General features: G+C 51.7%; 22 protein-coding genes. 6 read left to right on the forward strand and 16 right to left on the reverse strand.

The window, feature by feature from the left end:
* Positions 1–77: 77 nt before the first annotated feature.
* From BZG25_RS06665 to BZG25_RS06725, 13 genes are all read right to left on the reverse strand, one after another.
* Positions 78–3,218, reverse strand: a complete 3,141-nt coding sequence (locus BZG25_RS06665; protein ID WP_077638717.1) for a DUF3427 domain-containing protein — start codon at positions 3,216–3,218, stop codon at positions 78–80.
* Between the two features lie 127 nt (positions 3,219–3,345).
* Positions 3,346–3,630, reverse strand: a complete 285-nt coding sequence (locus tag BZG25_RS06670) for a hypothetical protein (RefSeq protein ID WP_077638718.1) — start codon at positions 3,628–3,630, stop codon at positions 3,346–3,348.
* A gap of 35 nt (positions 3,631–3,665) precedes the next feature.
* Positions 3,666–4,667, reverse strand: coding sequence for a gluconate operon transcriptional repressor GntR (gene gntR / locus BZG25_RS06675; protein ID WP_077638719.1), 1,002 nt, complete (start codon positions 4,665–4,667; stop codon positions 3,666–3,668).
* A 109-nt stretch (positions 4,668–4,776) separates the two neighbouring features.
* Entirely contained in the window at positions 4,777–6,267 is a 1,491-nt protein-coding gene (gene gndA, locus BZG25_RS06680) for an NADP-dependent phosphogluconate dehydrogenase (RefSeq protein WP_077638720.1), read from the reverse strand.
* Complete coding sequence (locus BZG25_RS06685) at positions 6,264–6,764, reverse strand: gluconokinase (protein ID WP_077638721.1); 501 nt, start codon at positions 6,762–6,764, stop codon at positions 6,264–6,266. The genes gndA and BZG25_RS06685 overlap by 4 nt, the downstream gene beginning before the upstream one ends.
* Before the next feature lie 79 nt (positions 6,765–6,843).
* Positions 6,844–8,160 (reverse strand): TRAP transporter large permease subunit, encoded by a 1,317-nt coding sequence (locus tag BZG25_RS06690; protein WP_077578197.1) that lies wholly within the window; start codon positions 8,158–8,160, stop codon positions 6,844–6,846.
* Positions 8,153–8,710, reverse strand: a complete 558-nt coding sequence (locus BZG25_RS06695; protein ID WP_077606753.1) for a TRAP transporter small permease subunit — start codon at positions 8,708–8,710, stop codon at positions 8,153–8,155. The genes BZG25_RS06690 and BZG25_RS06695 overlap by 8 nt, the downstream gene beginning before the upstream one ends.
* Positions 8,711–8,772: 62 nt before the next feature.
* Positions 8,773–9,789, reverse strand: a complete 1,017-nt coding sequence (locus BZG25_RS06700) for a TRAP transporter substrate-binding protein (RefSeq protein ID WP_046074670.1) — start codon at positions 9,787–9,789, stop codon at positions 8,773–8,775.
* Between the two features lie 288 nt (positions 9,790–10,077).
* A complete protein-coding gene (locus BZG25_RS06705) occupies positions 10,078–10,965 on the reverse strand; it encodes an ABC transporter ATP-binding protein (RefSeq protein ID WP_077578195.1) in 888 nt (295 codons plus the stop codon).
* A gap of 15 nt (positions 10,966–10,980) precedes the next feature.
* The gene (locus tag BZG25_RS06710) at positions 10,981–11,847 is read right to left on the reverse strand and encodes an ABC transporter ATP-binding protein (RefSeq protein ID WP_077578194.1); all 867 of its coding nucleotides are present in this window, start codon (positions 11,845–11,847) and stop codon (positions 10,981–10,983) included.
* Between the two features lie 8 nt (positions 11,848–11,855).
* Positions 11,856–13,682, reverse strand: coding sequence for an extracellular solute-binding protein (locus BZG25_RS06715; RefSeq protein ID WP_077578193.1), 1,827 nt, complete (start codon positions 13,680–13,682; stop codon positions 11,856–11,858).
* Between the two features lie 46 nt (positions 13,683–13,728).
* On the reverse strand, positions 13,729–14,772 hold the full coding sequence (locus tag BZG25_RS06720; protein WP_046074668.1) for an ABC transporter permease: 1,044 nt from the start codon (positions 14,770–14,772) through the stop codon (positions 13,729–13,731).
* Position 14,773: 1 nt separating this feature from the next.
* Positions 14,774–15,799 (reverse strand): ABC transporter permease subunit, encoded by a 1,026-nt coding sequence (locus BZG25_RS06725; RefSeq protein ID WP_046074667.1) that lies wholly within the window; start codon positions 15,797–15,799, stop codon positions 14,774–14,776.
* A gap of 679 nt (positions 15,800–16,478) precedes the next feature.
* On the opposite strand from BZG25_RS06725, the gene BZG25_RS06730 reads away from it, so the two are divergent.
* On the forward strand, positions 16,479–17,789 hold the full coding sequence (locus BZG25_RS06730) for an MATE family efflux transporter (RefSeq protein WP_077578192.1): 1,311 nt from the start codon (positions 16,479–16,481) through the stop codon (positions 17,787–17,789).
* Positions 17,790–18,000: 211 nt separating this feature from the next.
* On the opposite strand, the gene BZG25_RS06735 is transcribed toward BZG25_RS06730, so the two are convergent.
* Complete coding sequence (locus BZG25_RS06735; protein ID WP_241828661.1) at positions 18,001–19,104, reverse strand: glycerophosphodiester phosphodiesterase; 1,104 nt, start codon at positions 19,102–19,104, stop codon at positions 18,001–18,003.
* Between the two features lie 131 nt (positions 19,105–19,235).
* Positions 19,236–20,153, reverse strand: coding sequence for a phytanoyl-CoA dioxygenase family protein (locus BZG25_RS06740; RefSeq protein WP_077578191.1), 918 nt, complete (start codon positions 20,151–20,153; stop codon positions 19,236–19,238).
* Between the two features lie 379 nt (positions 20,154–20,532).
* On the opposite strand from BZG25_RS06740, the gene gmk reads away from it, so the two are divergent.
* The 5 genes from gmk to recG all read left to right on the forward strand — a co-directional run bounded on the left by gmk (position 20,533) and on the right by recG (position 26,572).
* Positions 20,533–21,156: a guanylate kinase gene (gene gmk, locus BZG25_RS06745; protein WP_046074664.1), complete on the forward strand. Its 624-nt coding sequence runs from the start codon at positions 20,533–20,535 to the stop codon at positions 21,154–21,156.
* Between the two features lie 114 nt (positions 21,157–21,270).
* Positions 21,271–21,543: a DNA-directed RNA polymerase subunit omega gene (gene rpoZ / locus BZG25_RS06750; RefSeq protein ID WP_046074663.1), complete on the forward strand. Its 273-nt coding sequence runs from the start codon at positions 21,271–21,273 to the stop codon at positions 21,541–21,543.
* 27 nt (positions 21,544–21,570) lie between these two features.
* Positions 21,571–23,670: a bifunctional GTP diphosphokinase/guanosine-3',5'-bis pyrophosphate 3'-pyrophosphohydrolase gene (gene spoT / locus BZG25_RS06755; RefSeq protein ID WP_046074662.1), complete on the forward strand. Its 2,100-nt coding sequence runs from the start codon at positions 21,571–21,573 to the stop codon at positions 23,668–23,670.
* 82 nt (positions 23,671–23,752) lie between these two features.
* A complete protein-coding gene (gene trmH, locus BZG25_RS06760) occupies positions 23,753–24,454 on the forward strand; it encodes a tRNA (guanosine(18)-2'-O)-methyltransferase TrmH (protein WP_077578190.1) in 702 nt (233 codons plus the stop codon).
* A gap of 39 nt (positions 24,455–24,493) precedes the next feature.
* On the forward strand, positions 24,494–26,572 hold the full coding sequence (gene recG, locus BZG25_RS06765) for an ATP-dependent DNA helicase RecG (RefSeq protein WP_077578189.1): 2,079 nt from the start codon (positions 24,494–24,496) through the stop codon (positions 26,570–26,572).
* On the opposite strand, the gene BZG25_RS06770 is transcribed toward recG, so the two are convergent.
* Positions 26,557–26,952: a GntR family transcriptional regulator gene (locus BZG25_RS06770; protein WP_046074659.1), complete on the reverse strand. Its 396-nt coding sequence runs from the start codon at positions 26,950–26,952 to the stop codon at positions 26,557–26,559. The genes recG and BZG25_RS06770 overlap by 16 nt on opposite strands.
* Between the last annotated feature and the right edge of the window lie 19 nt (positions 26,953–26,971).

Below are 26,971 nucleotides of genomic sequence, written 5' to 3' on the forward strand. Positions count from 1 at the left end.
ACGTATTCTCAGTCATAGCTTGCTCTACCCTCCCACATTATTCATCCAACCAGTGTCTACAAAAGATTCGCCATCCCCTAGCCTACCGCCAACTTCGCCGCTTGCTGCCACATAAAGTTTGGCATCGGGGTGACCAGCTCCCACGTAATATCCATCGGCTGAGAGCCGGTGTGTGAGATATAATTCACTTCGCCAAAATTCACAAATCCCATGGTACGCCCGAATTCATCTTTAGTTTGCTCTCGTACAAACAAAAACAGGCGCTTCCCTATCTTTTGATGTTGAATGTAATCTTTGCCTCGGCCTTTATCAGGGCGCGAGCTGTTTTGCGACTGCCAGTGAAAGCGTGATGCGTTGATCGCATAATCGTGATACATGGTCGTCGGGGAAAATTGCTTTTCATTTTTATCCAAGGTGACAAATAACAACTCAATGTTTTGATCTTTCAGCGCATAAAGTCCCTCTCGTGCAGGTGGCTGCCGCTCCAAAGTGGTAGCACCAAACCCAACTAGAATTTGCTCACGCGCATATCGAGCATGAAGCCGTAATGGCACATCAGGCAAATCGTCCATCCTTAACTGCTCATGCTTGGTTTGTGACAGTTTCCAGTCCAACACGTCCATTAATTCTGCTTTGATGCCCAGCCGCCTTAACGCGGCAAAGCTTTGCGCAATGGATGAAAAGCCAAGAGCTGGCCCTGTTTGTTGCCAAACATCATAATGGCACATAAGTCGATGCCGTTCGCTACCCGTATCAGGCGCAAAATCTGTTTGGCAAAGCTGCTTTAAAAACTCTAGATACGCATGATCATCAGTAGTTAAAATCCGCTGAAAAATCGCCTTCTTGATTGCTTTAAGTGCACTTTCATCAACAGGAGCATCATTGACCTGCAGATCTGCTTTGAACACCAATTCTGACCAGCAGCCTCGCTTGTATAGTTCGTTCAAATCAATATGCGGATACAAGGTTAGAAAGTTCGCTAGCGTCATCGGCAGATGGGTGTGCTGAGGATATTGCCGAACCATTGCCACTAAGCGCCTTAGCGTTAGAGACGCTTTGCTAATGTTATCCAAGACCATTTCTTGGGTGCGCTTAGTAAGCTCAATACGACAGCCCAAAGGCGCATGGGGGAAGCCTTGTTCAATCTCGCGATTGATCGCTCGAGCGCTCTTGCCCACCAGCGCCCGAAACTTGTTTGCAAAGTCATACTCTGGACGCGAATGACCGACAAAGTCCAGGACGGTACAGCACTCTTTGCCCTCGGCTAACCGTAAACCGCGGCCTAGCTGCTGAAGGAAAATGGTTAAACTCTCGGTGGGACGCAGAAACAATAAGGTATCCATTTCAGGGATATCGACCCCCTCGTTGAAAATATCAACCACACAAAGCACATTGATCTCACCGACGCGCAGCGATTGCTGCTTTCGCTGGCGTTCATGCCGATTGTCGCTGGTCAACACATCCGCCTTAAGCCCTTGCAGTGAAAACTGTTGAGCCATGTATTGAGCGTGTTCTTTACTCACACAAAAAGCGAGTGCTTTCATACGGCTAAGATCCGTGATGATCTCGTTCATGCTGAGTAATATCTTATCCACCCGTGCTTGGTTGGAGGTATAGAGGTTAGTCAGCTGTGCAATATCATAGCGGCCACGCTGCCAAGGAATGGTCCTCAGATCGGTATCATCATCAATACCAAAATATTGGAATGGGCAAAGATGACGACGGTTAATCGCCTCTGGCAACCGAATCTCAGCCGCAATAACACCACCAAAATCCGCGAGAATATCGCCGCCATCGTGACGCTCGGGTGTCGCCGTCAGACCCAGTAGTACTGACGGCGAAAAGTAGTGCAAAACCGCGCGATAACTGCTCGCAGCAATATGATGCACTTCATCAATCACAATGTAGTCATAGTAATCGGCCGTCAAGTTGAGCGTATCGAGCTGGTTGTTCAATGTTTGAATCGAGACAAACAGCTGACGGTAATGATCTGGCGTGTGACCACCGACCCACAGCTCGCCAAAGGTACTGTTACGTAATGCGCCTCGATAGGCCGCACGCGCCTGCTTAAGGATTTCTTCACGATGAGCCACAAATAAAAAGTTGGCATCAGGGTGTTTTTTCAAAAAACGGGCGAAATCAAACGCAGAGATCAGTGTCTTACCAGTGCCTGTTGCCGCCACCACTAAGTTGCGAAAACGTTGATGCGTCTGACGCTCAACCGTCAGCTGCTCCAAAATCTCCTTCTGGTGAGGGAAAGGAGAGAGGTCGAAGAAAAACGTAGCACCATCTTCTTCGCCACCGCGCTGCTGCCGAAGGGCTTGATTCAGTTTTTCGGTGCTTTTTACATCTCCGTCAAATCGTTCAAATTCATTCGAGGCCCAATACGTTTCAAAGGTGCTGAGTGATTTATTGATAATATGGGGAATTTCTTGCGAGGTAATTTTGAGGTTCCACTCCAAGCCATTCGTCAGTGCAGAATGAGAGAGGTTTGACGATCCGATATAACCGGTGTGATAGCCGGTCTCGCGCAGAAACAAATAGCTTTTTGCGTGAAGACGCTCGCGCTCAGTGTTGTAGCTTAACTTCACCTCGGTATTAGGTAGGCTGGCTAAATACTCCACCGCTTTCGCGTCTGTCGCGCCCATGTATGATGTGGTGATGACCTTTAACTCGCGACCACTACGGGTAAAGGCTTCCAGCTCTTTTCGAAAAATTCTTATCCCCGCCCATTTGATGAATGACACCAACCAATAAATTCTGTCTGCGGATAAAATCTCTCTTTTCAGCTCTGACTCCAATGAAAGACCCGCATTACTGCCACAAAAAAGCTCACTTTGCGTTAAGCCGGTGAGTGGGAAAACATCTTGCACATAACGCGCTAAATCAGATGCTATCGGGTTTTCAAACTCATAAAGGGCCGTCAGGATTTTCCCCTGACTCGCGAGCAAATTATCGTCGATAATGTCTTTATCGTGGATCTTGGTTTTCAGCCACAGCAAGAATTGGTTGGATAGTGTGATTTGCTGCTCTAGGCGATCATCACTGGCAGGCACGGCGTCGAGCACATGGTGCAAAACATGCGATAAAAAGCGAGACAACCAAACTGACGCCTCGTTGCTGGTAAGCGTCCGCTCGCCAACATAAAATCTTTCTCGATCAATACGGCTCTCAATAAGCTGCGTTACCAGCTGCTCATAAATTCCGACCTGCTGCATTTTTCCTTCCACGTGATGAGTCAGTTTCACCTTACAAACCACGGGTTGTAGGCGCTATGAAAGGGTCACTTTTCTATATTTTTCAAACAATAGCAACTAAGAGTTAAGTCAGACTCTCATCTGAGGTCTACACAAAGTGACTTAATAGGTAACAATGTGTAGACCTAGAGGCGGGCACAAAGGCTTTCAGCCAATTAAAACTGAACGATAATTTTGCTAATAACACTTCACGACGGCTATTGGCTGCGACAGAGCGCTTAAATAACTGAACAAAGGAAGCAGCATTATCGTGAGGCTGATGCAAATAGCGTGATGCCGGATCGCAGCCACTGGGGCAAGTACGATCCGCTTGCTCGTGCGCTTGCTGGCAACCAGGCTCACGCTGGCGATAAATAGCGGTTAACGCTTTCACAGACAACGCCCCACCGCTGTGCCATGGCTCCTACCTCAAATACTCTCCCCGTGTTCGATGCGGTAGCCAAGATCGATGTGGCTCGGCCAGGTGTCGGCACCGCGGAGTCGGGCGATAAGCTCGGTGGCGGCGACGCGGCCGATTTCTTCTCGGGGGGTGATCACTGTCGCCAGTTTGGGGAGCATGGCTTGGCTGATGTCGTGACCGTGAAAACCGGCAATCGCAATGTGTTCCGGCACCTTGATTCCGCGTCGTTGGCACTCATATAAAGCGCCAATCGCCAGGTCATCGTTGGTGCAAACAATGCCATCCACCTCGGGATGTAATTCAAGCAGTTGGCCGAGTAACTTGGCCCCTAAGGTAAATGACGAGGCGTCTTCAGTTTGCAGGCTGATCGGCATTTGCTGGGTTTGAGCAATCGCTTGATGATAACCCTCAAGCTTTAAGCGCGTGCGCTCATCCATACGAGCGGCAAAATATGCAATGCATCGACGCCCTTTTTCAATCAGGGCGTTGGTCATATCCCGCGAGGCTTTGGTGTTGTCAAAACCGACCGCTTGCTCGAGGCGTGGCGACACGCTATCCATGATTTCAATCACCGGAATCGAGGCGGTTTGCAGCATTTTACGCGCTCTATCGGTATGGACATTTTCGGACAAAATAATCGCATCGACGTTATACGAGAGCAAAGACTCAATGCTCTGCTCCTCGAGCGCGGCGCTGTAGCTGTAGTGGGCAATCATGGTTTGATAGCCCTCTGGTGAGGTAACCGATTCAATCCCGCGGATCACTTCGGCAAAGACTTGGTTGGTCAGGGAAGGCACCAGTACGCCAATCGCGTGGGATTTCGCATTAGAAAGAATATCGGGGGCGCGGTTGGGAATATAACCCAGCTCCTCTACTGCTAATTGGATTTTTTCACGGGCGGCGTCCGAGACCATCGCCGGATCGCGCAAACAGCGGCTTACTGTCATTTTGGTGACGCCGACTCGGTCGGCAATGTCTTGTAATGTCGGTCGCTTTTTCTTATTCGCCATCTGGGTCTGTCGTTGATGCAGTCTTGTTTTGGCTCCATCATACCCACTCTTTGGCCCTTTTTGTTGTTACGTGTAACAAAAAGGCGCGCCCATCACAGCGCGCCTTCTATTATCGTGTTTGTTGTCGCTTTGGCTGCTCACTCCAGGTCAAATGGTACTGGCGTGACTCATCGTCATCCACGCGTGCATAGCCATGGGCGCCAAAATAGTCGCGCTGAGCCTGAAGCAAGTTAGCGGGTAACACCTCGCTGTACAGGGCATCAAAATAACTCAATGACGCCGCCATCGCGGGAATAGGCACCGCCGCTTGCGCGGCACTGGCGACGGTCGCACGCCAGCCGGAAGCTTGCCGACTCACCGCCTCGGCAAAGGGCGCGACAAGAAGTAAGTTATCGACATCTGGCGTCTGTTGATACGCGCTGGCAATCTCGCTTAAACACTGTGCGCGGATAATGCACCCTGCGCGCCAAATCTTGGCAATTTGCGCAAAATCCAGTGTCCAGCCTTGTTGCTGCGCGGTGGTGTTGATCAGGTCAAACCCTTGGGCATACACCGATAATTTGGCGCAATACAGGGCGTCGTGCAGGTTTCCAAGCTGTGTATCAATATCATCATATGCAACAGACTCTGGGTTAGTGCGGGTTTTCGCAGCCGCCACTCGCACCGCTTTTAAGCCACTTTGGGCGCGTGCAAACACCGCCTGGGCAATGGTCGGTGCCGCAACACCAGTTTGCAGCGCATTCACTGCCGTCCACATGCCTGTCCCCTTTTGGCCGGCTTTATCCAGCACCACCTCGACGAACGGCTTACCTGTGATAGGGTCTGGGGTTTGCAAGATTTCGGCGCTGATTGCCATCAAGTAGCTATTGAGTGGCCCTTGATTCCAACGGGCAAAACATTGGCCAATTTCCACCGCCGACAGTCCTAGTGCTTGCGACATAAAATGATACGCTTCGGCAATTAACTGCATGTCCGCATATTCAATGCCGTTATGTACCATCTTGACATAATGGCCCACGCCCGCCCCGCCTAGATAAGCGGCACACGGCTCCCCCTGCTCAAACTGGCCCACAGGCTGACCGGCGTGATCCACTTTTGCCGCAATCGCCAACCACATGGGTTTAACCTGCGCCCACGCTGACGCATCGCCACTGGCCATCAGCGAAGGGCCGGTACGCGCGCCCACTTCCCCACCGGAGATGGCGGTGTTAAAAAAGCGCAACTGCCCTTGGTAGTCGTGGGCGCGCCGCTCACTATCTGTCCACAGGCTGTTGCCGGTATCGATAACAATATCGTCAGGTGCCAGGCCCGCCGCCAACAACTCATCGATCACCTGATCAACAACTTCGCCGGCGGGCACCGACAAGGCGATAACACGCGGCGTTTGCAAACTGACCAGCAGCTGAGATAGCGAATCGACCACCGTTAGCTGGCCTTTTCCCGAGACCTGATTGAGGGGCAGCGCGGCCTCGCGCGCCGCTTGCCGGTGATGCGGATCAATATCAAAGCCTGCGACGTTAAAGCCATGATCGACAAGGTTTAAAGCCAGGCTTTTCCCCATCACACCTAATCCAACCAGACTTATCTGTGATGGCATCATGACTCCACCTCCTTTATTTGTTGCAACGCGTGCGCGACCACGGTGTCGACGGGGTAAGAAATATCGACAAACAAGGCCTCTTCGGCGCTGGGCTCAACCAAGGCGTCAAATTGGCTACGCAGCATGGCTTCACCATGAAAATAGTGGTTAGCCCGTTTTTGTAGCCGTGACCAAATCGTGGCGTAATCCCCTTGCAGGTAGACAATCACTAACTCTGGGTTGTTTTGTCGCAGAACGTCGCGGTACTCCGGTTTTAATGCTGAGCAGGCAATCACCGCCGCTTCATTGTCGGTGTACAGACGGTTCAAGGTGCGCAACCAGCCACTACGGTCAGCATCAGTCAGTGGGATCCCTTGCCGCATTTTTTCTACATTGTCAGCGGGATGATAATCGTCACCGTCATAAAAAGGCAGGTCGAGTGCACAGGCAATTTCACTGCCAATCAGGCTTTTGCCGCACCCTGAAACCCCCATGATTAATAGTTTTTTTACTTTCATTGCACACCACAACCCTTAGCCGGGCTACACGCCAGCGATAACACCTTGAGAACTCGATATTGCTGTTTTAATACCATGATCATTGCCACCACATTGCCAACTCAGGGAAGATAATCACTAATGACAGCACGAACACTTGCAGAGCGATAAAAGGCAGGAGTGAGGTAAAAATCTCACCAAGACTAATGTCTTTCGGGGCGACCGATTTAAGGTAAAAGGCAGCGGGTCCAAATGGTGGCGAAAGGAACGACACCTGCATGTTGAGGCAGAACACCACCCCGAACCAAATGGGGTCAAAACCAAGCCCGGTGATGATGGGCACAAAGATCGGCATGGTTAACAGCGCCACCCCGACCCAGTCTAGAAACATCCCTAAGACGAGTAAGATCACCATCATGATAAGCAAGGTACCTATCGCACTGCCGCCACTTAGGCTCAGGATCACTTGTTCAACAAAATCAATCCCGCCCATCAGGTTGTAGATTCCCACCAGGGCGCTGGCACCAATGCCAATCCACATGATCATCCCGCAAGTGCGCATGGTGGCAATCGCGCTCTCTTTGAGCATCGAAAGATTCATCTCACCACGGACAATCGCAGACAGCATGATCCCCACCACGCCAAGCGCCGAGGCTTCAGTGACCGAGGCCACCCCGGTGTAAATACTGCCAAGCACCACCGCTACCGAGAAAAGCGGGAAAAATAGCGCTTTAAAGTAGCTCACTTGCGGCTCCTCTTCTTCGCCGCTGTCGCTTGGGATCGGTGCCAGAGATGGGTTTAACTTACAGCGAATCAACACATAAGCGATGTAACAGGCGGCAAGAATAAAGGCGGGGAGAAAGGATGCCTTGAACAAATCTCCAATCGATACACTGGCGGTCATGCCGTAAATAATCAGTACGATACTGGGCGGCAGCATGGTCCCGAGCGCGCCCCCGGCACAGGTGGTCCCGATCGCCAGTTTGCGATCATAACCAAGGCGGAGCATTTGCGGTAACGCCAAGATCCCCAATAGCACGGTTTCACCGCCAATCACGCCAGACATAGAAGCCAGCAACACCGCGACTAAAATGGTTTGTACCGCGACCCCGCCTCTCACCTTGCGCCCTAGGGACTTCATGGCATCGAAAAGATCTTTGGCAATGCCTGAACGGTCAAGCAGTGCAGCCATTAATACGAACATCGGCACGGCTAAAAAGACGTAACCAGAGGCAAAACTGTAGGTACGGCTGGCAATTAATGGCATCGCCTCGGGGCCAAACCAAAAGAGGGTAAAAAAGATCGCCACAAACCCAGACACAAACGCCAATTGCATTCCAGTGAGCAGCAGTCCAATCAGCATCACCAGCATGAGCAGGCTTCCCCATGCCAGTCCAATCGAAGATAAATCAAACATCGTCTTTGTTCCTCAGTCCCATCAGCTCTTGGATGAGATGCAATACAAACTGGATCACGAGAATACACAGCGCGATAAAAATCAGCCCTTTAAGCAGCGCCGGATAGGGCGCATTAAGCACAGACCCCGAGGTCTCAAGCCGTAATTCGCCCCAAGGTGCAAACCAAGCTTCCTTGGCAAGCGAGTAGGATGAATAAGCCAGCATACTGGCAAACGCGAGCCCCACGAGGTGATGAACCAGGTTGAGGTATTTGCGCGTTTGTGACGACACCGCGTCGTAAACCAGGACGACACGCACATGGCGATTGGCCGCGAAGGCATAAATCCCACCGATAATGAACAAAGAGCCGCCGATAAATGAGGCCGTTTCATGCACCCAGGTGGTGGGCGAATCAAACAGGTAGCGCATCACCACTTCATAAAAAGAGATAAAGACGGTGGCGATAAACAACCAACTTAATAGGTGGCTCACCTTAATGATCGCTCTATCGAGTACGTTTCTTGGGTGCTCGTCGGGCTCGGGCGGGGTATGAGGTGTTTGTTCAGTCATAAAATAGGTCCACAATCAGGAGGGCGATGCCCTCCTATCACTGACAAGACAAGGATGAATGCTTACAACAAGCCATTGGTTTCTAAGAACTCGGTCACTGAGTCATACACTTTTTGTGCATTCGGTGAGCGCTCGGCAAACACTTTCCATTGGGTTTTGGCAATTTCACGAAACTTCTTGCGCTCTTCGTCAGACCAATCGTGGATAGTGATCTCTGGGTTGGCTTTGGCCTCTTTCACAGCTGCCATATCTGCCATTTTCAGTTGGGTGGTCATGTCGTAAGAAAAGTCACGAACAGAGGTTTTCAAAATGGTCTGCAAGTCTTCCGGCATCTTGTCCCATTTTTTCTGCGCAATAGAGATATCAATCAGTGGCAGCGAGTGGAAGCCTGGTTGCACTGGGTGCGGTGCAATATCATTCATGCCCGCTTTTTGGTTGGTGGAAAACACGGTGTAATCGGCCGCATCAATCACCCCTTTACTCAGACCGGTAAAGACTTCCGAGCCCGGCAAGTTAACCGGTGTGGCGCCAGCAGCGGCAAACACTTGCTGCACCAAGCCTTCCGGGGCACGCAATTTGAGCCCTTTCAGATCAGCCACGCCATCAATCGGTTTTTTGGAAATAAACGACTCAACGCCTGTGGTCGATGCGCCTACAAACTGCACGCCGTACGGAGCGTAAAGCTCAGTCATCAGCTCATTCCCGCCACCGTAATTCATGTATTGCAGCAGCTGGGTGGTATCGGACCAGGCACCGACCATATTACCAATCAAGCCAAAGGCCGGATCTTTGCCCGAAAAGTAGCCCGTGGCGGTGACATGGCCGTCCAGGATCCCCATTTTTATCGCCCCAAGGGTCTCGGTGTGTTTCACCACAGAGCCGACAGGCAATAAATCGATATTGATTTGGCCATCAGACATGGTCTCAACACGATCCGCCCAGCGCTGCTGAACCTTAAAGTTGAGATCACCTGAGGGATCAGAGGATTGGATTTTCAGATTAAAATCCGCCGCCATCGCTGACACAGAGAACAAGCCAGAGATAGAGGCAGCGAGCAGGGTTTTCGTTATTGCTTTCATAGTAGGATGTCCTTGTTTTATTTCCACTTATTCCAAAGTCCTGGAATGCGATTGGTCGAAACACTGGATGTAATAGTTATGTTACCAACGTTCTACGTCGTAAAGTTACCGGTAACACTGATGCATGAACAGAGATCGCACTCACAGTTATTGATTAATCTGTCACAAGGATAAAGCAAAGAGGAAGAAGTGTGAGGCACACCACATTGGCGGTTGTCGGGCTAGCGTCCTCGGTAAAAAGCGTAAGCATGAGCCGATGCCCACCCTGAAACAGGGTGGGAAACGGTACTAGCGGGTGGTTTCAGGCTTTTTTTCGCCCACCGACTCGTGCTGAATGTCCGCGTCAGCGGCCGGCTGCTCAGCACGGCGTTTGTGTTTGCGGTATTTGGGATGGGTGATCGGGATCGCGGAGAGTAGCGTTTGCGTGTACTCGTGCTGCGGCTGATGGTAGACGGTTTCGGTCGGACCCTCTTCCACCACATGACCAAAGTACATCACCGCCACTTTATCGGAGATATGACGAACCACCGATAAGTCGTGGGAGATAAAAATCATCGCCAAGTTCATCTCTTGCTGGAGTTTCAACAGCAAGTTAAGAATCTGTGCCTGCACCGACACATCCAAGGCGGAGACGGATTCGTCACAAATAAGCAGCTTCGGTTTAAGGGCAATTGCCCGTGCAATACCAATCCGCTGGCGCTGACCGCCCGAGAATTCATGCGGATAACGGTTAACCGCATCGTGGGGCAAGCCGACTTTATCTAATAGCTCAAGTACCCACTGGCGACGCTCTTTCGCGGTGCCAATATTGTGAATAATAAAGGGCTCTTCTAAGATCCCGCCGATGGTATGGCGCTGGTTGAGCGACTCGAGCGGGTCTTGAAAGACAATCTGCATGTCTTTACGCAGTGGCCGCATCTGACGTGGCGATAAATGCGTGATGTCTTTACCTTCAAAGAAAATTTTCCCTTCGGTCGGCTCAAACAGCTTAAGCATGGTACGGCCAAGGGTGCTTTTGCCACACCCCGACTCGCCCACTAGCCCGAGCGTTTCGCCTTGGGATACCGAGAGCGATACGCCATCGACGGCTTTAATGGTGTAGCCTTGACGAAGCAGGCCCTTGCCCGAGACAAAATACTGCTTCAGATTTTCTACTCTGAGGACTTCCTTGCTCATCGCGTTCTCCTGCAACTACGTGGATGATGGCGCGGCATCAAACTCTTCCAACGGCCGAATATCAATCATCTGTTTGGACTGATGGTGACGCCCCGGCATTAATCCCAACAACCGCTTGGTATACGGATGGGCTGGATGATCAAACAAGGTAAAGATATCAGCGCGTTCGCGAATTTGGCCGTCGTACATCACCGCCACATCGTCACACACCTCGGCGACCACCCCCAGATCGTGGGTGATAAAAATCACCGCCATGCCGGTTTCTTCTTGCAGCTCGTTGATCAAGTCCAAAATCGAGGCCTGCACCGTCACATCTAGGGCAGTGGTTGGCTCATCACAAATCAAGATGTCAGGCTTGCAGGCCAGTGCCATCGCGATCATTACCCGCTGACGCATCCCGCCGGATAGGTTATGCGGATACTCGTTCAGTCGCTTTTCTGGCATCGGGATTTTCACCTTAGCCAGCATGTCGAGCGCACACGCCGCACGGGCTTTTTTGTCGAGCTCTGGGCGGTGTAGCGTCAAGACTTCATTGATTTGCCGGCCAATGGTGTGCACAGGGTTCAGCGCCGTCATCGGGTCTTGAAAGATAATCGAGATCCGATTGCCGCGCATCGCATAGCGCTCTTTGGCTGGCAGAGTGACCAAGTCGGTCCCGCGGTACAAGATTTCACCACCCGTCACCTGCCCGTAAGGCTTAGGCAGTAAGCCCATGATCGACATCGCTGTAACACTTTTGCCGCTGCCCGACTCGCCCACTAAGCCGAGCGTGCGCCCGGCTTTGACTTCAAAGCTCACCCCGTGAAGTACCTCACGGGGGCCATCGTCAGTGGTAAAATTAACGGTCAAATCCTTAACCGAAAGAATGACATCCTGGGTCATAACCGCCTCTACAGCTTGTATCTGTCATCAATGATGGTCACCGGCTCAAAGGCTTTGTCCTCGTCCATGGCCTCTTCGGTGGCGTCTTTCATCTCTTCATCAATCCAGAAGGTGCCAAAGCCCATCACGCGGCCGCTGGTCACCATCTTCTCGGTGCGCTTGGTCATCGCGTTATCTGGGATTTGCACATAACGCCAAAAACCTTGACGCACATAGGGCACCATGTACCCGGGCACAATCACACTGGCTTCTGAGATCTTAGCGCGGATCTGGTGCGACAGCTGGTATTTCTTCGCCATGTCGAACTCGGTCTTGTACGCCATGATCAGCTTATCCAGCACCGGGGAGCTGTAATTGGTGTGGTTATTGGTTTGCTTTTTATTGGCGTTATCCGAGTGGAAGTACTCCCAATAGGCCGGGATTTCTGAGGTGCCCATATTAAGAAACGCTAGCTGATGCTTTTTCTCCAGTATGTATTTAAACGCCGATGAGCCATCAACCAGGTGAATGGTAAAATCCAACCCCGCTTTCTTCGCTTGTTCTTTTAAGTAAGCAATACGTGGGGTGTGGTGCTGATACCCATAAGTAATCGCAAAGCTTAAACGCTCGCCTTTGTCGTTAACACGAATGCCATCAGGGCCCACTTGGTCAAAGCCGGCTTTTTCGAAATAGCTGATCGCTTTTTCAGGATCAAATGGTGGTGGCGTCGCACCATCATTGTCGTACTCACCATGACCATGTCCCATTGCATGTGGCTTGCGTGAGTAGTCACCACGGGTAATGTTTTCAATCATGCCATCAAAGTCCGTGGCATAGATGATGCCTTTGCGCACATTGATATCATCGAGTAGCGGCATGGCGGTATTCATCCATAAACCACCCGCGCCAACCGGCACCTCGTTGTGGCCCCAGAATTTGGTGATATAGCCTTTTCTATAAGGTTCAGATTGGGTTTTGTCGTGCCACACATCCGGTAAGAGCAAGTCGAACACATCCAAGTTGCCTTTCTCAAAGTGCTTCATGGCGATATCGTTATCCCGGATCACACGCAGGCGAATTTTGTCGACGTTATAGCGGTGCTGATAATAGGGGTTGGTGTAGCCCCACCAGTCATCGACATGCTCAAAGGTGACGCTGCGGCCTTTTTGCACCCGCGCTAATTCGTACGGACCCAGGGTGGGGGTCGCTTTGAAGTTATAACGGCGCACAAAGTCGTCGGCAATGCCGTCTTGGTTTTCATCTTTACGCGGATTGGCGTAAAAATGCGCGGGACGTGGGACCAAACTACCCAAGGTATACATCAGATCTTCGTCACTTTTCTCTATCGCGGTCGAGATCGCAATGGTGTGTTGGTCAATTTTCTCTACCCCACCAATGGTGTTGGTGTAGTAGTCGTTGTACCAAGGGGCAACAATGTCTTTCGAGCGGTAGAACTGCATCATAAAGACAAAATCATCAGCGGTGACGGGCTCGCCATCCGACCAGGTCGCCTCTGGGTTCAGTTTAAAGTAGATGGTTTTATGGTCGTCGCCATAGGCCCACTCGTTGGCCAAATCCGGGATCCATTCCAGCGTGTCAGGGTGGCGCTTTACCAATGAGGGCATTTCATCGAGAAAATAGCTGCGCAGGCCTGCGTTGGAGTCTGGGCCTACCGTGCGCAGCGTCTGGGGAAAGGAGCTTAAGTGTGAGCGCAGAACGCCGCCGCGCTTGGCGTCGGGAGAGCCGATTTTAGGCGCATCCCAGTTGGTTTGCCAATTGAGGTTTTCAGGCAAATCCGCCGCCCAGCCAGTCAGGCTAAACATTGAGATTGAGGTCGCAAGGATCAGTTTTTTCATCGTGATTTCCTTATCGTGATTCAAACATTGCACATTGTGTTTAACGTTAGTCGTAACGGGTGAATTTTTTCGGGTCGAACGCGGCGCGCACCGCTTCACCAATGAAGGTCACCATCACCAATACCACCACCAGTGAGGTCACCACGGACGCAACAATCCATGGCGCGTCCAAATTTGATTTGCCTTGCTGCAACAGCTCCCCCCAACTTGGCGTCGGCGGCATCAGTCCTAGGCCGAGATAATCCAGCGCCGTTAGCGCGGTAATATTGAGGGCGATGGTAAAGGGCGCCAAAGTCACAATCATCACCATGGTATTGGGCAAAATATGACGGAATAAGATCCGGCTGGTCGAGGCACCGAGTGCACGCGCGGCCATCACATAATCACGCGCTGACTCTTTATAGGTCATGGTGCGCATATACCAAGTAATCGCCATCCAGCCAAACAACACGTTAATCCCCACAAACAGAGCAAACGTGGGCTGGAGAATCGAGACCAAAATCATGATCACGTACAAAAACGGCACCATCGACCAGATTTCGATAAAGCGTTGGAAGAAAAGGTCAAACTTGCCGCCCCAAAAGCCCATCGCACAGCCGACAGCCGTGCCAATCGCATAGGAAGCGGCCATGGTGAGCAACGCAAAGCCCATGGCGATACGAAAGCCGTACACCAAGCGGGCGAGGATGTCGCGACCAATCTCATCAGTGCCAAGGTAATGCTGATGCTCAGCGCTGGGCGCTGTCGGCGGGAAGTCACCGCTAAAGTCTTGCTCAAGCGGGTTCCACGGCACTAGGGGCATCACCACATAATTGTCACCGCCTTGCGCGGCAAAGGCTTTCGCGAGCTGACGATAGTTGGCCTCACTGGTTCCTACCTGCCCAAAATCGCTCGCCAAGTACACATCACTCAGTACGGGGAAATAATACTCGCCGTCGTATTTGACCATTAACGCTTTACTGTTGATAAAAAGCTCGGCAAACAGCGACAACACCAGCATGGTGGTCAAGATGATAAACGACCAGTAACCACGTTTAATTTGCTTAAAACTGCGGATTTTCTTTTGAGTTAAAGGGCTAAACGTCAACATATCAAGATCCAAACTTCACGCGAGGGTCAACCAAGGCAACACAGATATCGGAGATAATATTGCCGGCCAGCAGTAAAAGCGCATTGATGGCGACAATGCCCATTACCACCGGATAATCGCGCTCCATAATCGACTCATAGCCAAGTAAGCCAATGCCGTTGATGTTGAAAATCACTTCAATCAAAAACGCACCAGTCATAAAGAACAACAAGGAGTTGCCAAAATGGCTGGCAATCGGAATTAAGCTGTTGCGCAGCGCGTGTTTGCGCACCGCCGAACGAAACGGTAACCCTTTGGCGATAGCCGTACGGATATAGTCCGCCGACAAGTTTTCCATCAGGTTGTTTTTCATCGTCATGGTCAGAGTGGCAAAGTCACCAATCAGATAACAAATCAGCGGCAGCACCGCATGCCACATCACATCTTTGGCGCGTTCCCAAAAACTGGTGGCATCGTAGTAAGCGTCCCCCACAAAGCCCCCCATCGGAAACCATTCGAGGTGATAGCTAAATAAGGTGATCAGCAATACCCCCACCACATAGCCGGGTAAGGCAAAACCAATAAAGATCAGCACAGAGGAGGACGAATCAAACACCGAGCCGTGTTTGAGGGCTTTGTAATAACCAAGCGGAAGAGAAATGAAATAACTGATGAAGAAGGTCATCCCGCCATAAAACAAAGAGACGGGCAGACGCTCGGCAATCATGTCGGTGACCGGCTCGTAGTAGCGGGTCGACTCGCCCAAGTCCAAATTGGCCAGTTTGCCGAGCCAATCCACGTAGGCCTCGAGCACGGGTTTATCGAGGCCGTAAAATGCCTTGAGTTCGGCAATCTGATCGTCTGATAACGCTGAGCTATCGCCAGCACGCTGCAAGCTCGAGCCACCATCGGCTTGAGCCTGCATTTGCGTCATCATCCGTTCGACCGGCCCACCTGGTACTAGGCGGGTGATACCGAAAATCAAAATGGTAATGCCGAGAAACGTCGGGATCACCAACAGTAACCGGCGTAAAAAGTACGACAGCATAGTCCACTACTCCCTGTCCACTGTCTGATATTTTTGCAGAGCACTGCGCCTGCCGTTGCGTTCTCTTGGCCATCCTAAGCACTGAAAGCAACAATACGTATTACACACTTATATAAAGTGGTCTATATTTATCTTGAATTTTGGTCACGATCAACGATAACACGCTGTCAAAAGTCATTTTTTTTCGACAAAACAATGACGTTATTCCGGCACTAATTACTGTGTTGTGCTAGCTTGCTTATCGCTAAAAGCAATAAATATTTCAATCAATAGTTAAAAAGGTTTGGTTTAAAATGCAATAAAAATGACATTTCACCGAAACCTTGTATCTTCTCGTGATTGCACGCACCGATAACCCACCACAGTGCCTGCCTTGATAAACAGACAACCATCCTCCCGCTCCACCCTCAATCTCATATTCATTCATCAGGATCAGTGCAACAGTGATAGTGACTTGTTTCACTATAAACTAGGGCTACCAGCATGAATCACTAACCCCAATGATTGTGTGCAGTCGCTCCCTGAACGTCCATCGCATCGCTAGGGTCAGGCTCTCTGACACTGAATAACCGTATTTATTAGGGGTTGGTAATTTTTAGCAATCCTCTACAATTGGTTGAGTGATGCCGAGCCTCTTCCTGCTCGGCTTTTTTTCATCCAATTAAGCAAAGAGTGCCTGATGGAGTCTGCTTCTCGCGCAAAGCGCTTGTTCTCGACCACCCTACCCATGCTGTTTGGCGTACTGTCACTGATGAGTTTTCAGCTCGTTGACAGTGCTTTCATTGGTCAGCTGGGCGTGTTGCCCCTCGCCGCGCAAGGCTTCACCTTGCCGATTCAGATGATCATTATCGGCATTCAAGTCGGACTCGGGATTGCGACCACGGCGGTGATCTCGCGCGCGCTCGGTGCCGATCAGTGCCGTTACGCCAAACAACTCGGCGGTTTAATTTTATTTATCGGCACCACAGGGGTCGCCTTGTTCGCCGGTTTACTTTATGCATTACGCCACCCCATCTTGCAGCTGCTGGATGCACCGGATAATGTGTTTCCGGTAATTGATAGCTATTGGCAAATTTGGTTAGTCAGTGCCTGGACAGGCGCGGTACTCTACTTCTTTTATAGCCTAGCACGCGCCAATGGAAACACCATGTTGCCCGGCTCCATGATGGTGGTGACCAGCTTATTAAACCTCGCGCTCGATCCGGTGTTTATCTTTTGGCTCGATTGGGGCATTAATGGCGCGGCCGTCGCCACCTTAATTGCGTTTGGCTCAGGCATCGCCATTGTCGCGCCCCGCGTGTTTGGTAAAGGTTGGGTTTCGTTTGACTGGCAAGACTTAGACATCAAACACAGTGTGGGTTCGATTGGGCATATTATGGGACCAGCGATGATAAGCCAGCTGCTGCCGCCGGTGTCATCTATGCTGGCCACCAAGCTGCTCGCCAGCTTTGGCTCAGCGGCAGTGGCCGCCTGGGCGCTGGGTTCACGCTTTGAGTTTTTCGCCATTGTCTCGGTGCTGGCGCTGACCATGTCGATGCCCCCCATGGTGGGTCGTTTGCTGGGTAAAGGCGATCTGACCGAAGTGCGGCATCTGGTCAAGTTAGCCTGTCAGTTTATTCTCGGCTTTCAATTGCTGATAGCACTGGTCACCTGGCTTGCCGCCGCTCCCTTGGCGGACTTGATGACCAGCGATCAACAAGTCACCGATATCTTGTATACCCACCTCACGCTAGTGCCATTTAGTCTTGGCGCTCTGGGGGTGTGTATGTTGATGGTGTCGATTACCAATGCATTAGGTCGCTCGTACACCGCGCTAACCATTTCTGCGCTCCGCCTATTTGCGTTTTTCCTGCCCTGCCTCTGGTTAGGCGCACAAATTGGCGAGCTATTTGGCCTGTTTGCCGGTGCCTTAATCGGTAACCTACTCGCAGGCGCCGTGGCTTATGCCATGTACCGACGTACGCTAGCCAAACTGATGGCGAGCGAATAGAGAGCCAAAACGTCAACCTTGGGGCATCGGCTCAGTTCGCACACAGACACGCCGTCAATCCTTCCCTGGAGGCTCCGCCGCGCCATCCATGGCGCGGAGGGTCTGCTTAGCGAACTAAGCCGATCATCAAACCCTCCAGCGTTCGCCCCCAACTAAAAAGCCCACCAAATATAAGGCGGGCTCAAAGGATAAAAACGGTTAACGCGCGGGGTTAATAACCCAGTTGCGTTAAGGTCGCTTCAATGTCTTTACCGTCACTGTCGGTTAAGGCTTTAACCGCCACGTTAGGACGGTTGGTAAAGAAGCCATCCACGCCACGCTCACGGTAACGAATCAAATCTTCGCGATCGTCCAAGGTGTACATGTGCATCAATAAGCCTTTTTCATGGCTCATGTCCACCATCCAGGTCTTCGCCAGGTCCATATAGCTAAATTGGCTTGACCAGGCATCATCGAAGTTGGCTTGCGTGCCCGACGGGCCTACACCGATGGCACCGTGCTCCTTGGCATAATCCAACCACTCTGCGTAGCCGGCTTTCGAGGCCACTTCTTGGCGCGCATAGTACTGAGCGTAGGACTCATCATCCGCTTTCGGCGCGCTGTCTTTGGTCGGAATGTAGCCATCGCCTGCCCATAGCAGCAAGATTTTTGGCACGTTTGGCATCACATCTTGCAATGCTTCAAGGCTCGATTTATTAAAAGTCTGCAGGATCACTTTGCCTTTGGCGTCGTCATCTAACCAACCATGCTCGGTCAAGTCTTGCTTCAAATCCTGCTCAATCCCTGGGAAGAACTCCGGCACCTTGGTTTCGATATAAAGTCCTGGCTGATGGGCACAGTCTTCAGCGATTTCACGTACCTGATCCAGCGTCACTAGCTTCAAGCCGCGGAAGCTCTCACGCGCACGCTCTGGGTATGACTGATTAAACCAGCTGCCCGCATCCAGCTTTTCCAGCTCTGCCCAAGTAAAGGTATTGACCGGGTCGTCGGCACGCTCTGGATAAACTGTCTCAATATTAGTGTTGCGCTTAAGGTTGTCGTCATGCACCGCAATCAGTTTGCCGTCTTGAGTGCGTTGCAGATCAAGCTCGAGATAATCGGCCCCCACTTCACACGCAAGTTGGTAGGCCGGCAAGGTTGATTCTGGTGCATTGTAAGAATCACCACGGTGGGCAATCACGGCGTGATCAGCAATGCCAAGTTGTTCGCTAAGCGCACTGTCACTGGCTTGGGCAAAAGAAGGGTAAGATAAGGCACTGGCTACACTCAGGGCAGTAGCCGTCACGCTCAAGGTCGCTTTTAATGATGTGTTCAACGGAAACTCCTTAATGTCGTTGAAATTGGCGAGATAATTAAACGCTTGTTCAATTATCGAGACAGCATAGCAAAACCCTGATTTAAAGAGAAAAAATAAAAACGCCCACAACAACGTGGGCGTTAGTCGGGCTAAGAAGCTAGCGGCCAGAGTGACTCAACCGCCTGCAGGGGGCGTTGGTCGGGATTGGATAAATAGTGGGGGCGCGGTGACAACCCACTAAAGGGCGTCACCGGTTTATTCTCCACACTGTTATAGACAAACATTAAAATTGAGCGTGGGTCGTTGGCGATATTATCGGGTGAACCATGCATCAAGTTACAATCATGGAACACCAAGGTACCGGCTTGTCCCGTTACCGAGGCAATGCCATTGTCTTCTAACAATGCCTCCATGGTCTCTGGCTTGGGCACACCCAGCATTTGTTTTTTCAGCGATTGCTGATAGTTTTTTTCGCCGGTGTTGCCTTCACAAGACGCATAGTGATGGTGTGAGCCGGGGATCACATACAAAGGCCCATTGTGCTCGGTGTTGTCGGTTAGCATCAGCCATACGGTCACGGCTCGCATCCGTGGCATTCCATCCTCAACGTGCCAAGTCTCGAAGTCAGAATGCCAAGGAAACGACTTGCCTTTAAACGCAGGCTTAATATTGACGCGCGATTGCATCAAATATGCGTCCGAGCCCAAAATTTGCCGCACTTTATTGAGAATGCGCGGATCGCGTGAGAAGCGATCAATCAAATCACTGTAGGCAAAAGGTTTGAAAATGGTGCGCAGCTCGTCACTATCCGGCTCAGTATATAGCTCTTCATAGCCGGCCATATCATCGCGTAAACGGGTTATTTCACGTTTAAGCGGTGCCACCATTTCCGGCATGTAATTATCCATCACCAGAAAGCCTTGGCGCTCGAACGTATCCAGCTCGTGCGAGCTTAAGCTATGCGGTACCTCTGGCTGCACACTGCCGTACACAACAGGGTCTAGACGTGGGGAAAGCGTTTCTTGTCCATTGACGCGTGAGGGATACAAATCGGGAGTACCTTCCATTATTGACACCTCCTTCATGTCGTTCGTTTTTTGGTGATATCTTCTCGCTGTTTGAGGCCCTAAAGGGCGTGAATTGAACACAACACAGGTATGGGCGGCCAATCGAAAATCAACCCCCATACGCGTGCGATGCATCTTCTCGGATAACTGCGAGCTACCCTATCAGCTCAGCATCGAACAGTGAACCTTTGTCACCACAACGTCATTATGCCTCGTGAGCGATCCAGCGGATCGCTTTCACACCGATCCCGTTCAAATCCTCATTGGTTCGTGCTACCCTGCGCGCCTCCCACGGGGAACAACTATCTATTCGTCGATCGACGCCTGTACGTGTACGCTATACTGCGGATGGGCATCAGCCAGTGAAAGTGATCAATCCATGAGCCAAGGTACGCTTTACATTGTTTCCGCCCCAAGTGGTGCGGGTAAATCCAGTCTGATTTCAGCGTTGCTGAATGATAATCCTCGCTATGACATGAAAGTGTCAGTCTCTCACACAACGCGCGCCATGCGTCCGGGTGAAGAAAATGGCGTACACTATCATTTTGTCTCGGTGGAAGAATTTCAGTCACTGATTGCACAGGAAGCGTTCTTAGAGCACGCGCAAGTGTTTGGCAATTATTACGGCACCTCGCGCGTATGGATTGAAAAAATGCTTAATAATGGTGTCGATATTTTTCTCGATATCGATTGGCAAGGCGCTGAGCAAATTCGTCAGCAAATGCCGAACAGCAAGAGTATTTTCATTTTGCCACCAAGCCGTGAAGAGTTAGAAAGACGCCTCACGACACGTGGCCAAGACAGTGAGGAAGTGATTGCGCAACGCATGCAGGAAGCACGCTCCGAGATCTCTCACTATGCTGATTATGATTACCTGATTATTAATGATGACTTTGATGTCGCATTGATGGATATTAAGGCCATCATCCGTGCCGAGCGGATGGCACAAGCCAAACAAGCCAGCAAGTATCATGCAATGATCGACGAACTGTTGGCTGACTAACCACCACATTGAGACGTGGCCATTGCCCCAGCCAACGCTGGCAATAGGTCGCGGCCTTTTGTATACTTTTCGGTCATTTTGAATGACCTATTGATGACATAGCTGGAGTCCTTCATGGCACGCGTAACTGTTCAAGACGCCGTTGAAAAAATTGGTAACCGCTTCGATCTCGTTCTGGTTGCGGCTCGCCGCGCCCGTCAAATGCAAACGGGTGGCAAAGATGCCCTCGTCGCAGAAGAAAACGACAAGTACACAGTGATCTCTTTGCGTGAAGTTGAAGAAGGACTGATCAACAAAGAAGTCCTCGACGCGCGTGAGCGTCAGGAAAAGCAAGAGCAAGAAGCCGCTGAAATGGCCGCGGTAAGCACCATTTCGGGTCAACGTTAAACGCTGCATTTATCAGGGACAGGCCGTTTGTATCTATTTGATAGCCTGAAAGAAGTTGCTAGCCAGTATTTGCCGGAGTCACAGCTTGAAGCGCTTCGGCAAGCCTACCTAGTAGCCAGGGATGCCCACGACGGGCAAACTCGCTCAACCGGCGAACCTTATATCATTCACCCCATCGCGGTGGCACGGATCTTGGCGGAAATGCGCTTGGACTGTGAAACCCTGATGGCGGCATTGCTGCATGATGTCATTGAGGACACTGAGGTGACCAAAGACGATCTGCAGCAACGCTTTGGTGATGTGGTGGCTGACTTGGTCGACGGCGTCTCTAAGCTTGATAAGCTTAAATTTCGCGACCGTAAAGAAGCCCAAGCCGAGAACTTTCGCAAAATGGTCATGGCGATGGCCCATGACATTCGCGTGATCCTGATAAAACTGAGTGACCGCACCCACAATATGCGTACCTTGGGCGCCCTCCGCCCAGACAAAAAACGCCGTATTGCCCGTGAAACGCTAGAAATCTTCGCCCCTCTCGCCCACCGCTTGGGTATCCATAATATAAAGGTGGAGCTTGAAGAGCTCGGCTTTGAGGCCTTGTACCCCAATCGCTACCGCGTCCTTAAAAAGGTGATCGCGCAAGCGCGGGGGAACCGCAAAGAGATGATCCAAAAAATCCATGCGGAAATTGAAGGTCGTTTGGAAGATGCCGGGATTAACGCCCGTGTGCTGGGCCGAGAGAAAAACCTCTACTCCATCTATAACAAGATGAAGAATAAAGAGCAGCGTTTCCATACCATCATGGATTTATACGCGTTTCGAGTGATTGTGGGTGATCTTGATACCTGCTATCGCGTGCTAGGGCAAATGCATAACTTGTATAAGCCACGCCCAGGCCGGCTCAAAGACTATATCGCGGTGCCTAAAGCCAACGGGTATCAATCACTGCACACCTCTATGATTGGTCCACATGGTGTCCCGGTGGAAGTACAAATTCGTACCGAAGACATGGATCAAATGGCCGACAAAGGGGTCGCGGCACACTGGGCGTATAAAAGCGGTGCCGACAGGCCCTCTGGCACCACCGCACAGAAACGGGCGCAGCGCTGGATGCAAAACATTATTGAGCTCCAACAAAGTGCCGGTAGCTCGTTTGAATTTATTGAGAGCGTCAAATCGGATCTCTTCCCCGATGAGCTGTACGTCTTTACCCCCAAAGGGCGGATTGTCGAGCTCCCTGTCGATGCCACCGCGGTCGACTTTGCCTATGCCGTCCATACCGATGTGGGCAATACCTGTGTCGGGGCGCGGGTTAATCGTCAACCTTACCCGCTAAGTCAACCGCTCAAAAATGGTCAAACAGTAGAGATTATCACCGCACCCGGCGCGCGCCCCAACGCGGCTTGGCTTAACTATGTAGTGACCGCGCGGGCCCGGACGAAAATTCGTCAAGTGCTGAAAACCATGCGCCGTGAAGAGTCGGTGACCTTAGGGCGTCGTCTGCTCAATCATGCGCTTGGAGAGCAAAACCTGCCGGATATCAACCCTGAGCGGGTTGAGGCAGTACTGAGTGACTTAAAGCTGAAAACCAGCGACGACTTACTGGCGTCGATTGGCCTTGGCGAACTCATGAGCGTAGTGATCGCACGTCGCTTGCTAGATCAAGACCCGGCGGCCCCCACCGAGGGCAAAATGCCTATCCGTGGTGCCGATGGTATCTTGGTCACCTATGCCAATTGCTGTCGCCCAATCCCAGGTGACCCGATCATTGCCCATGTCAGCCCAGGTAAAGGCTTGGTTATCCACCGTGAAACCTGTGCTAACATCCGCGGCCACCGCCAAGAGCCGGATAAATATATGCCGGTCGAGTGGGCGGACGATTTTGAACAAGAGTTCAGCACACGGGTGCGTGTGGATATGCAAAACCATCAAGGGGCGCTGGCAGATTTAACCAATACCATTGCATCAACCGGCTCCAATATCCAAGGGCTAACCACCGAAGAGCGCGATGGCCGCTTGTACACTATCTTTGTTCGCCTAACGACCAAAGACAGAGTGCACCTAGCCAATATCATGCGCCGCCTGCGGGTGATGCCTAACGTGGTGAAGGTTAGCCGCCAGAAAAACTGATCGCCTCAATACACTATTGCCCGTCGCCCGTCCTTTTTGGCGGGCGCATTTGTTTTTCGTCTGCCATTTACGGAATTGAATCATGACCCCTGAACGCTTTGAACGCATTCATCAGGTCTTGGCCCAACGCCAGCCTGATCTCACTGTCTGCATGGAGCAAGTTCATAAACCCAATAATATTTCCGCTATCATTCGCACTGCCGACGCCGTGGGGATTCATCGCATGCATGCCGTGTGGCCAGAAGGCACGAAGATGCGCACCCTCGGGGGCACATCGGCCGGTTCACGCAACTGGATAGATGTGGTGACTCACAACACCACGGAAGAAGCGTTTAATACCATGCAAGCCCAAGGGATGCAGGTGTTAGTCACCAACTTATCGGATACCGCGGTTGATTTTCGCGAGATTGACTACACCCGTCCGACTGCCATCGTGCTGGGGCAAGAAAAACAAGGCATCAGTCGCGAAGCACTGGATAAAGCAGACCAAGACATCCTCATTCCTATGGTGGGTATGGTACAGTCACTTAATGTGTCAGTCGCCAGTGCCTTGATTTTGTACGAAGCACAGCGCCAGCGCCAAGCGGCTGGCATGTATCAACAGGATAAAACCCGCTTACCCGAACACGAAGTCCACCACATTTTGTTCGAGCGCGGCCATCCGGTACTTGCCCGGGTGGCAAAACAAAAAGGTTTGCCTTATCCGCCTTTAAATGAACATGGTCAAATCGTGGCGGACGAGGCATGGTGGGCACAGATGCAAGCGGCTAAACACGCACGTTAGTCATGTACAATAGCCAGCGCTAACCAAATAGAGAAACGGATGCGATCTTCCATGCTGAGTGCCGTTACTGTCGATACCTTAAGCGGTGTTGGCAATAAGATGGCAGAAAAACTGGCAAAAGTTGGCCTGCATACAGTGCAGGACGTGTTGTTTCACCTGCCTTATCGCTATGAAGATCGTACCCGTGTCTGGCCGGTCGCTAGCCTCTTACCTGGCCAACATGCAACTATCGAAGGTGAGATCACCCACAACGATACCGTATTTGGTCGCCGCCGGATGCTCACCGTCCGGGTGCAAGATGGCAGCGGCGCGTTAACGCTACGGTTTTTCAATTTTAATGCCGCGATGAAAAACAGTTTAGCGGTCGGCAAGCAAGTGAAAGCCTACGGCGAACTCAAACGCGGAAAGCACGGGCTGGAGATCATTCACCCCGAGTATCAGGTGTTTTCTGAGCCCACCGAATTGGTGATGGAAGAAACCCTGACCCCCGTGTATCCCACCACGGAGGGGCTGCGCCAAGCGACCCTGCGCAGCCTGACCGATCAAGCGCTGGCGTTGCTGGATAAAAGTGGCGTCGACGAGCTGCTGCCCGAGGGCTTGTACGATCGACAACTCTCATTGCGCGAGGCGTTGCACCTATTACATCGCCCGCCGCCAGATACCGCGCTAGAGGATCTATTAACCGGTCAACATCCCGCTCAGCGGCGCTTAATCATTGAAGAGCTCCTTGCCCAGCATCTGTCGATGCTGTCTGTGCGCCACCAGGCACAACAAGTGAAAGGCTTTGCCCTCGCGCCCAGTCAGTCACTGGGGCAGCGTCTTTTAGACAACCTGCCTTTTTCACCCACGGGAGCACAAACCCGAGTGGTGAGCGAGATCAGCACCGATTTGGCCAAGCCGTTTCCAATGATGCGCCTCGTGCAAGGGGATGTCGGCGCGGGCAAGACCTTGGTGGCCGTCCTCGCCGCCTTGCAAGCGATTGAGCAAGGCCATCAAGTGGCATTGATGGCACCGACCGAGCTCTTGGCCGAGCAACACGCCACCAACTTTTCCCAGTGGCTTGAGCCTTTGGGGATTCAGGTTGGTTGGCTGGCTGGCAAGTTAAAAGGAAAAGCACGCGAGGACACCCTGGCACAAGTTGCCGGTGGCAAAACACAAATGGTGGTCGGTACTCATGCGTTATTTCAAGCCAGTGTCCGGTTCCACCGCTTAGCACTGGTGATTATTGATGAGCAACACCGCTTTGGCGTTCATCAGCGTCTTGCGCTGCGTGAAAAAGGCGAGCAACAAGGTGCGCATCCACACCAGTTGATCATGACCGCGACCCCCATTCCTCGTACCTTGGCGATGACCGCCTATGCCGATTTAGAAACCTCAGTGATTGATGAGTTACCCCCAGGTCGTACCCCCATTCAAACCGTTGCCGTCCCCGACACCCGCCGTGACGATATCATCGCCCGCGTCAGTGCCGCCTGTGCCGCCGGTCGACAAGCGTATTGGGTATGCACCTTGATTGAAGAGTCCGACGCCTTAGAAGCGCAAGCCGCCGAAGACACGGCCACCGCACTCAAAGACGCCCTACCCAACCTGGAAATTGGTTTGGTTCACGGGCGAATGAAAGCGACGGACAAGCAAGCGGTGATGGACGCTTTTAAGCAAGGCGAACTGCAGTTATTGGTAGCGACCACTGTGATTGAAGTGGGGGTCGATGTGCCCAATGCCAGTTTAATGATTATTGAAAACCCAGAACGGCTGGGGCTCGCACAGTTGCACCAGTTACGTGGCCGTGTCGGCCGAGGCGCAGTCGCCAGTCATTGTGTGCTGCTGTACCATGCACCCTTATCTAAAACCGCGAGTCAGCGGCTGGGGGTACTGCGCGACAGTAATGATGGCTTTGTTATCGCCCAGCGCGATCTCGAAATCCGCGGGCCGGGTGAACTATTGGGGACTCGGCAAACGGGCTTGGCCGAATTTAAAATCGCCGACTTGGTGAGAGACCAAGCGCTGATCCCTGAAGTACAAAAACTGGCGACCCATATCCATCAACATTACCCACAACATGCGGATGCGATTATTCGCCGCTGGCTGGGGCATAAAACCCATTACTCCAACGCCTGATCACCGCTATAACGCTCCCAATGGGTCATGATCAGCGCCATGGCTTCTGACTTACTGTAGCCTGCTTCGCTGGTCGCATGAATAAATTGCGCCAGCGTTGCTTCAACATATTGCAGACGTTGCTCTGGCTCAGCAGGACGCATGGCATCACTGACCTGCATACCCACGCCGGGCAAGCGCTCTAGCCAACCATCTTCAACCAATTGCTGATAGCTGCGCGATACCGTCATTGGGTTCATCGCCAGTGTTTTGGCCAATTGCCGCACCGAGGGGAGGCGCGCCCCCGGATAAAGTGTACCACTGGCAATTTGCCGTTGAATTTGGTCAATAAGCTGCTGAAATTTAGGCGTCGGATCCTGACTGTCTAGCGATAAACGCATAGCCTTTTCCCAGTGTATT

Origin of the sequence: Salinivibrio sp. ML198 (assembly GCF_001996015.1) — a bacterium.
Taxonomy (GTDB): Bacteria; Pseudomonadota; Gammaproteobacteria; order Enterobacterales; family Vibrionaceae; genus Salinivibrio; species Salinivibrio siamensis.

Excerpts from the sequence above, each read along its gene's own strand:
- BZG25_RS06730 (WP_077578192.1), top strand. The coding sequence starts at position 16,479 with ATGGAGTCTGCTTCTCGCGCAAAGCGCTTGTTCTCGACCACCCTACCC.
- BZG25_RS06685 (WP_077638721.1), bottom strand. The coding sequence starts at position 6,764 with ATGAAAGTAAAAAAACTATTAATCATGGGGGTTTCAGGGTGCGGCAAA.
- BZG25_RS06700 (WP_046074670.1), bottom strand. The coding sequence starts at position 9,789 with ATGAAAGCAATAACGAAAACCCTGCTCGCTGCCTCTATCTCTGGCTTG.
- rpoZ (WP_046074663.1), top strand. The coding sequence starts at position 21,271 with ATGGCACGCGTAACTGTTCAAGACGCCGTTGAAAAAATTGGTAACCGC.
- BZG25_RS06705 (WP_077578195.1), bottom strand. The coding sequence starts at position 10,965 with ATGAGCAAGGAAGTCCTCAGAGTAGAAAATCTGAAGCAGTATTTTGTC.
- BZG25_RS06665 (WP_077638717.1), bottom strand. The coding sequence starts at position 3,218 with ATGCAGCAGGTCGGAATTTATGAGCAGCTGGTAACGCAGCTTATTGAG.
- BZG25_RS06695 (WP_077606753.1), bottom strand. The coding sequence starts at position 8,710 with ATGACTGAACAAACACCTCATACCCCGCCCGAGCCCGACGAGCACCCA.
- BZG25_RS06725 (WP_046074667.1), bottom strand. The coding sequence starts at position 15,799 with ATGCTGTCGTACTTTTTACGCCGGTTACTGTTGGTGATCCCGACGTTT.
- recG (WP_077578189.1), top strand. The coding sequence starts at position 24,494 with ATGCGATCTTCCATGCTGAGTGCCGTTACTGTCGATACCTTAAGCGGT.
- BZG25_RS06720 (WP_046074668.1), bottom strand. The coding sequence starts at position 14,772 with ATGTTGACGTTTAGCCCTTTAACTCAAAAGAAAATCCGCAGTTTTAAG.
- gndA (WP_077638720.1), bottom strand. The coding sequence starts at position 6,267 with ATGATGCCATCACAGATAAGTCTGGTTGGATTAGGTGTGATGGGGAAA.
- gmk (WP_046074664.1), top strand. The coding sequence starts at position 20,533 with ATGAGCCAAGGTACGCTTTACATTGTTTCCGCCCCAAGTGGTGCGGGT.
- trmH (WP_077578190.1), top strand. The coding sequence starts at position 23,753 with ATGACCCCTGAACGCTTTGAACGCATTCATCAGGTCTTGGCCCAACGC.
- BZG25_RS06710 (WP_077578194.1), bottom strand. The coding sequence starts at position 11,847 with ATGACCCAGGATGTCATTCTTTCGGTTAAGGATTTGACCGTTAATTTT.
- BZG25_RS06740 (WP_077578191.1), bottom strand. The coding sequence starts at position 20,153 with ATGGAAGGTACTCCCGATTTGTATCCCTCACGCGTCAATGGACAAGAA.
- BZG25_RS06690 (WP_077578197.1), bottom strand. The coding sequence starts at position 8,160 with ATGTTTGATTTATCTTCGATTGGACTGGCATGGGGAAGCCTGCTCATG.
- gntR (WP_077638719.1), bottom strand. The coding sequence starts at position 4,667 with ATGGCGAATAAGAAAAAGCGACCGACATTACAAGACATTGCCGACCGA.
- BZG25_RS06770 (WP_046074659.1), bottom strand. The coding sequence starts at position 26,952 with ATGCGTTTATCGCTAGACAGTCAGGATCCGACGCCTAAATTTCAGCAG.
- BZG25_RS06715 (WP_077578193.1), bottom strand. The coding sequence starts at position 13,682 with ATGAAAAAACTGATCCTTGCGACCTCAATCTCAATGTTTAGCCTGACT.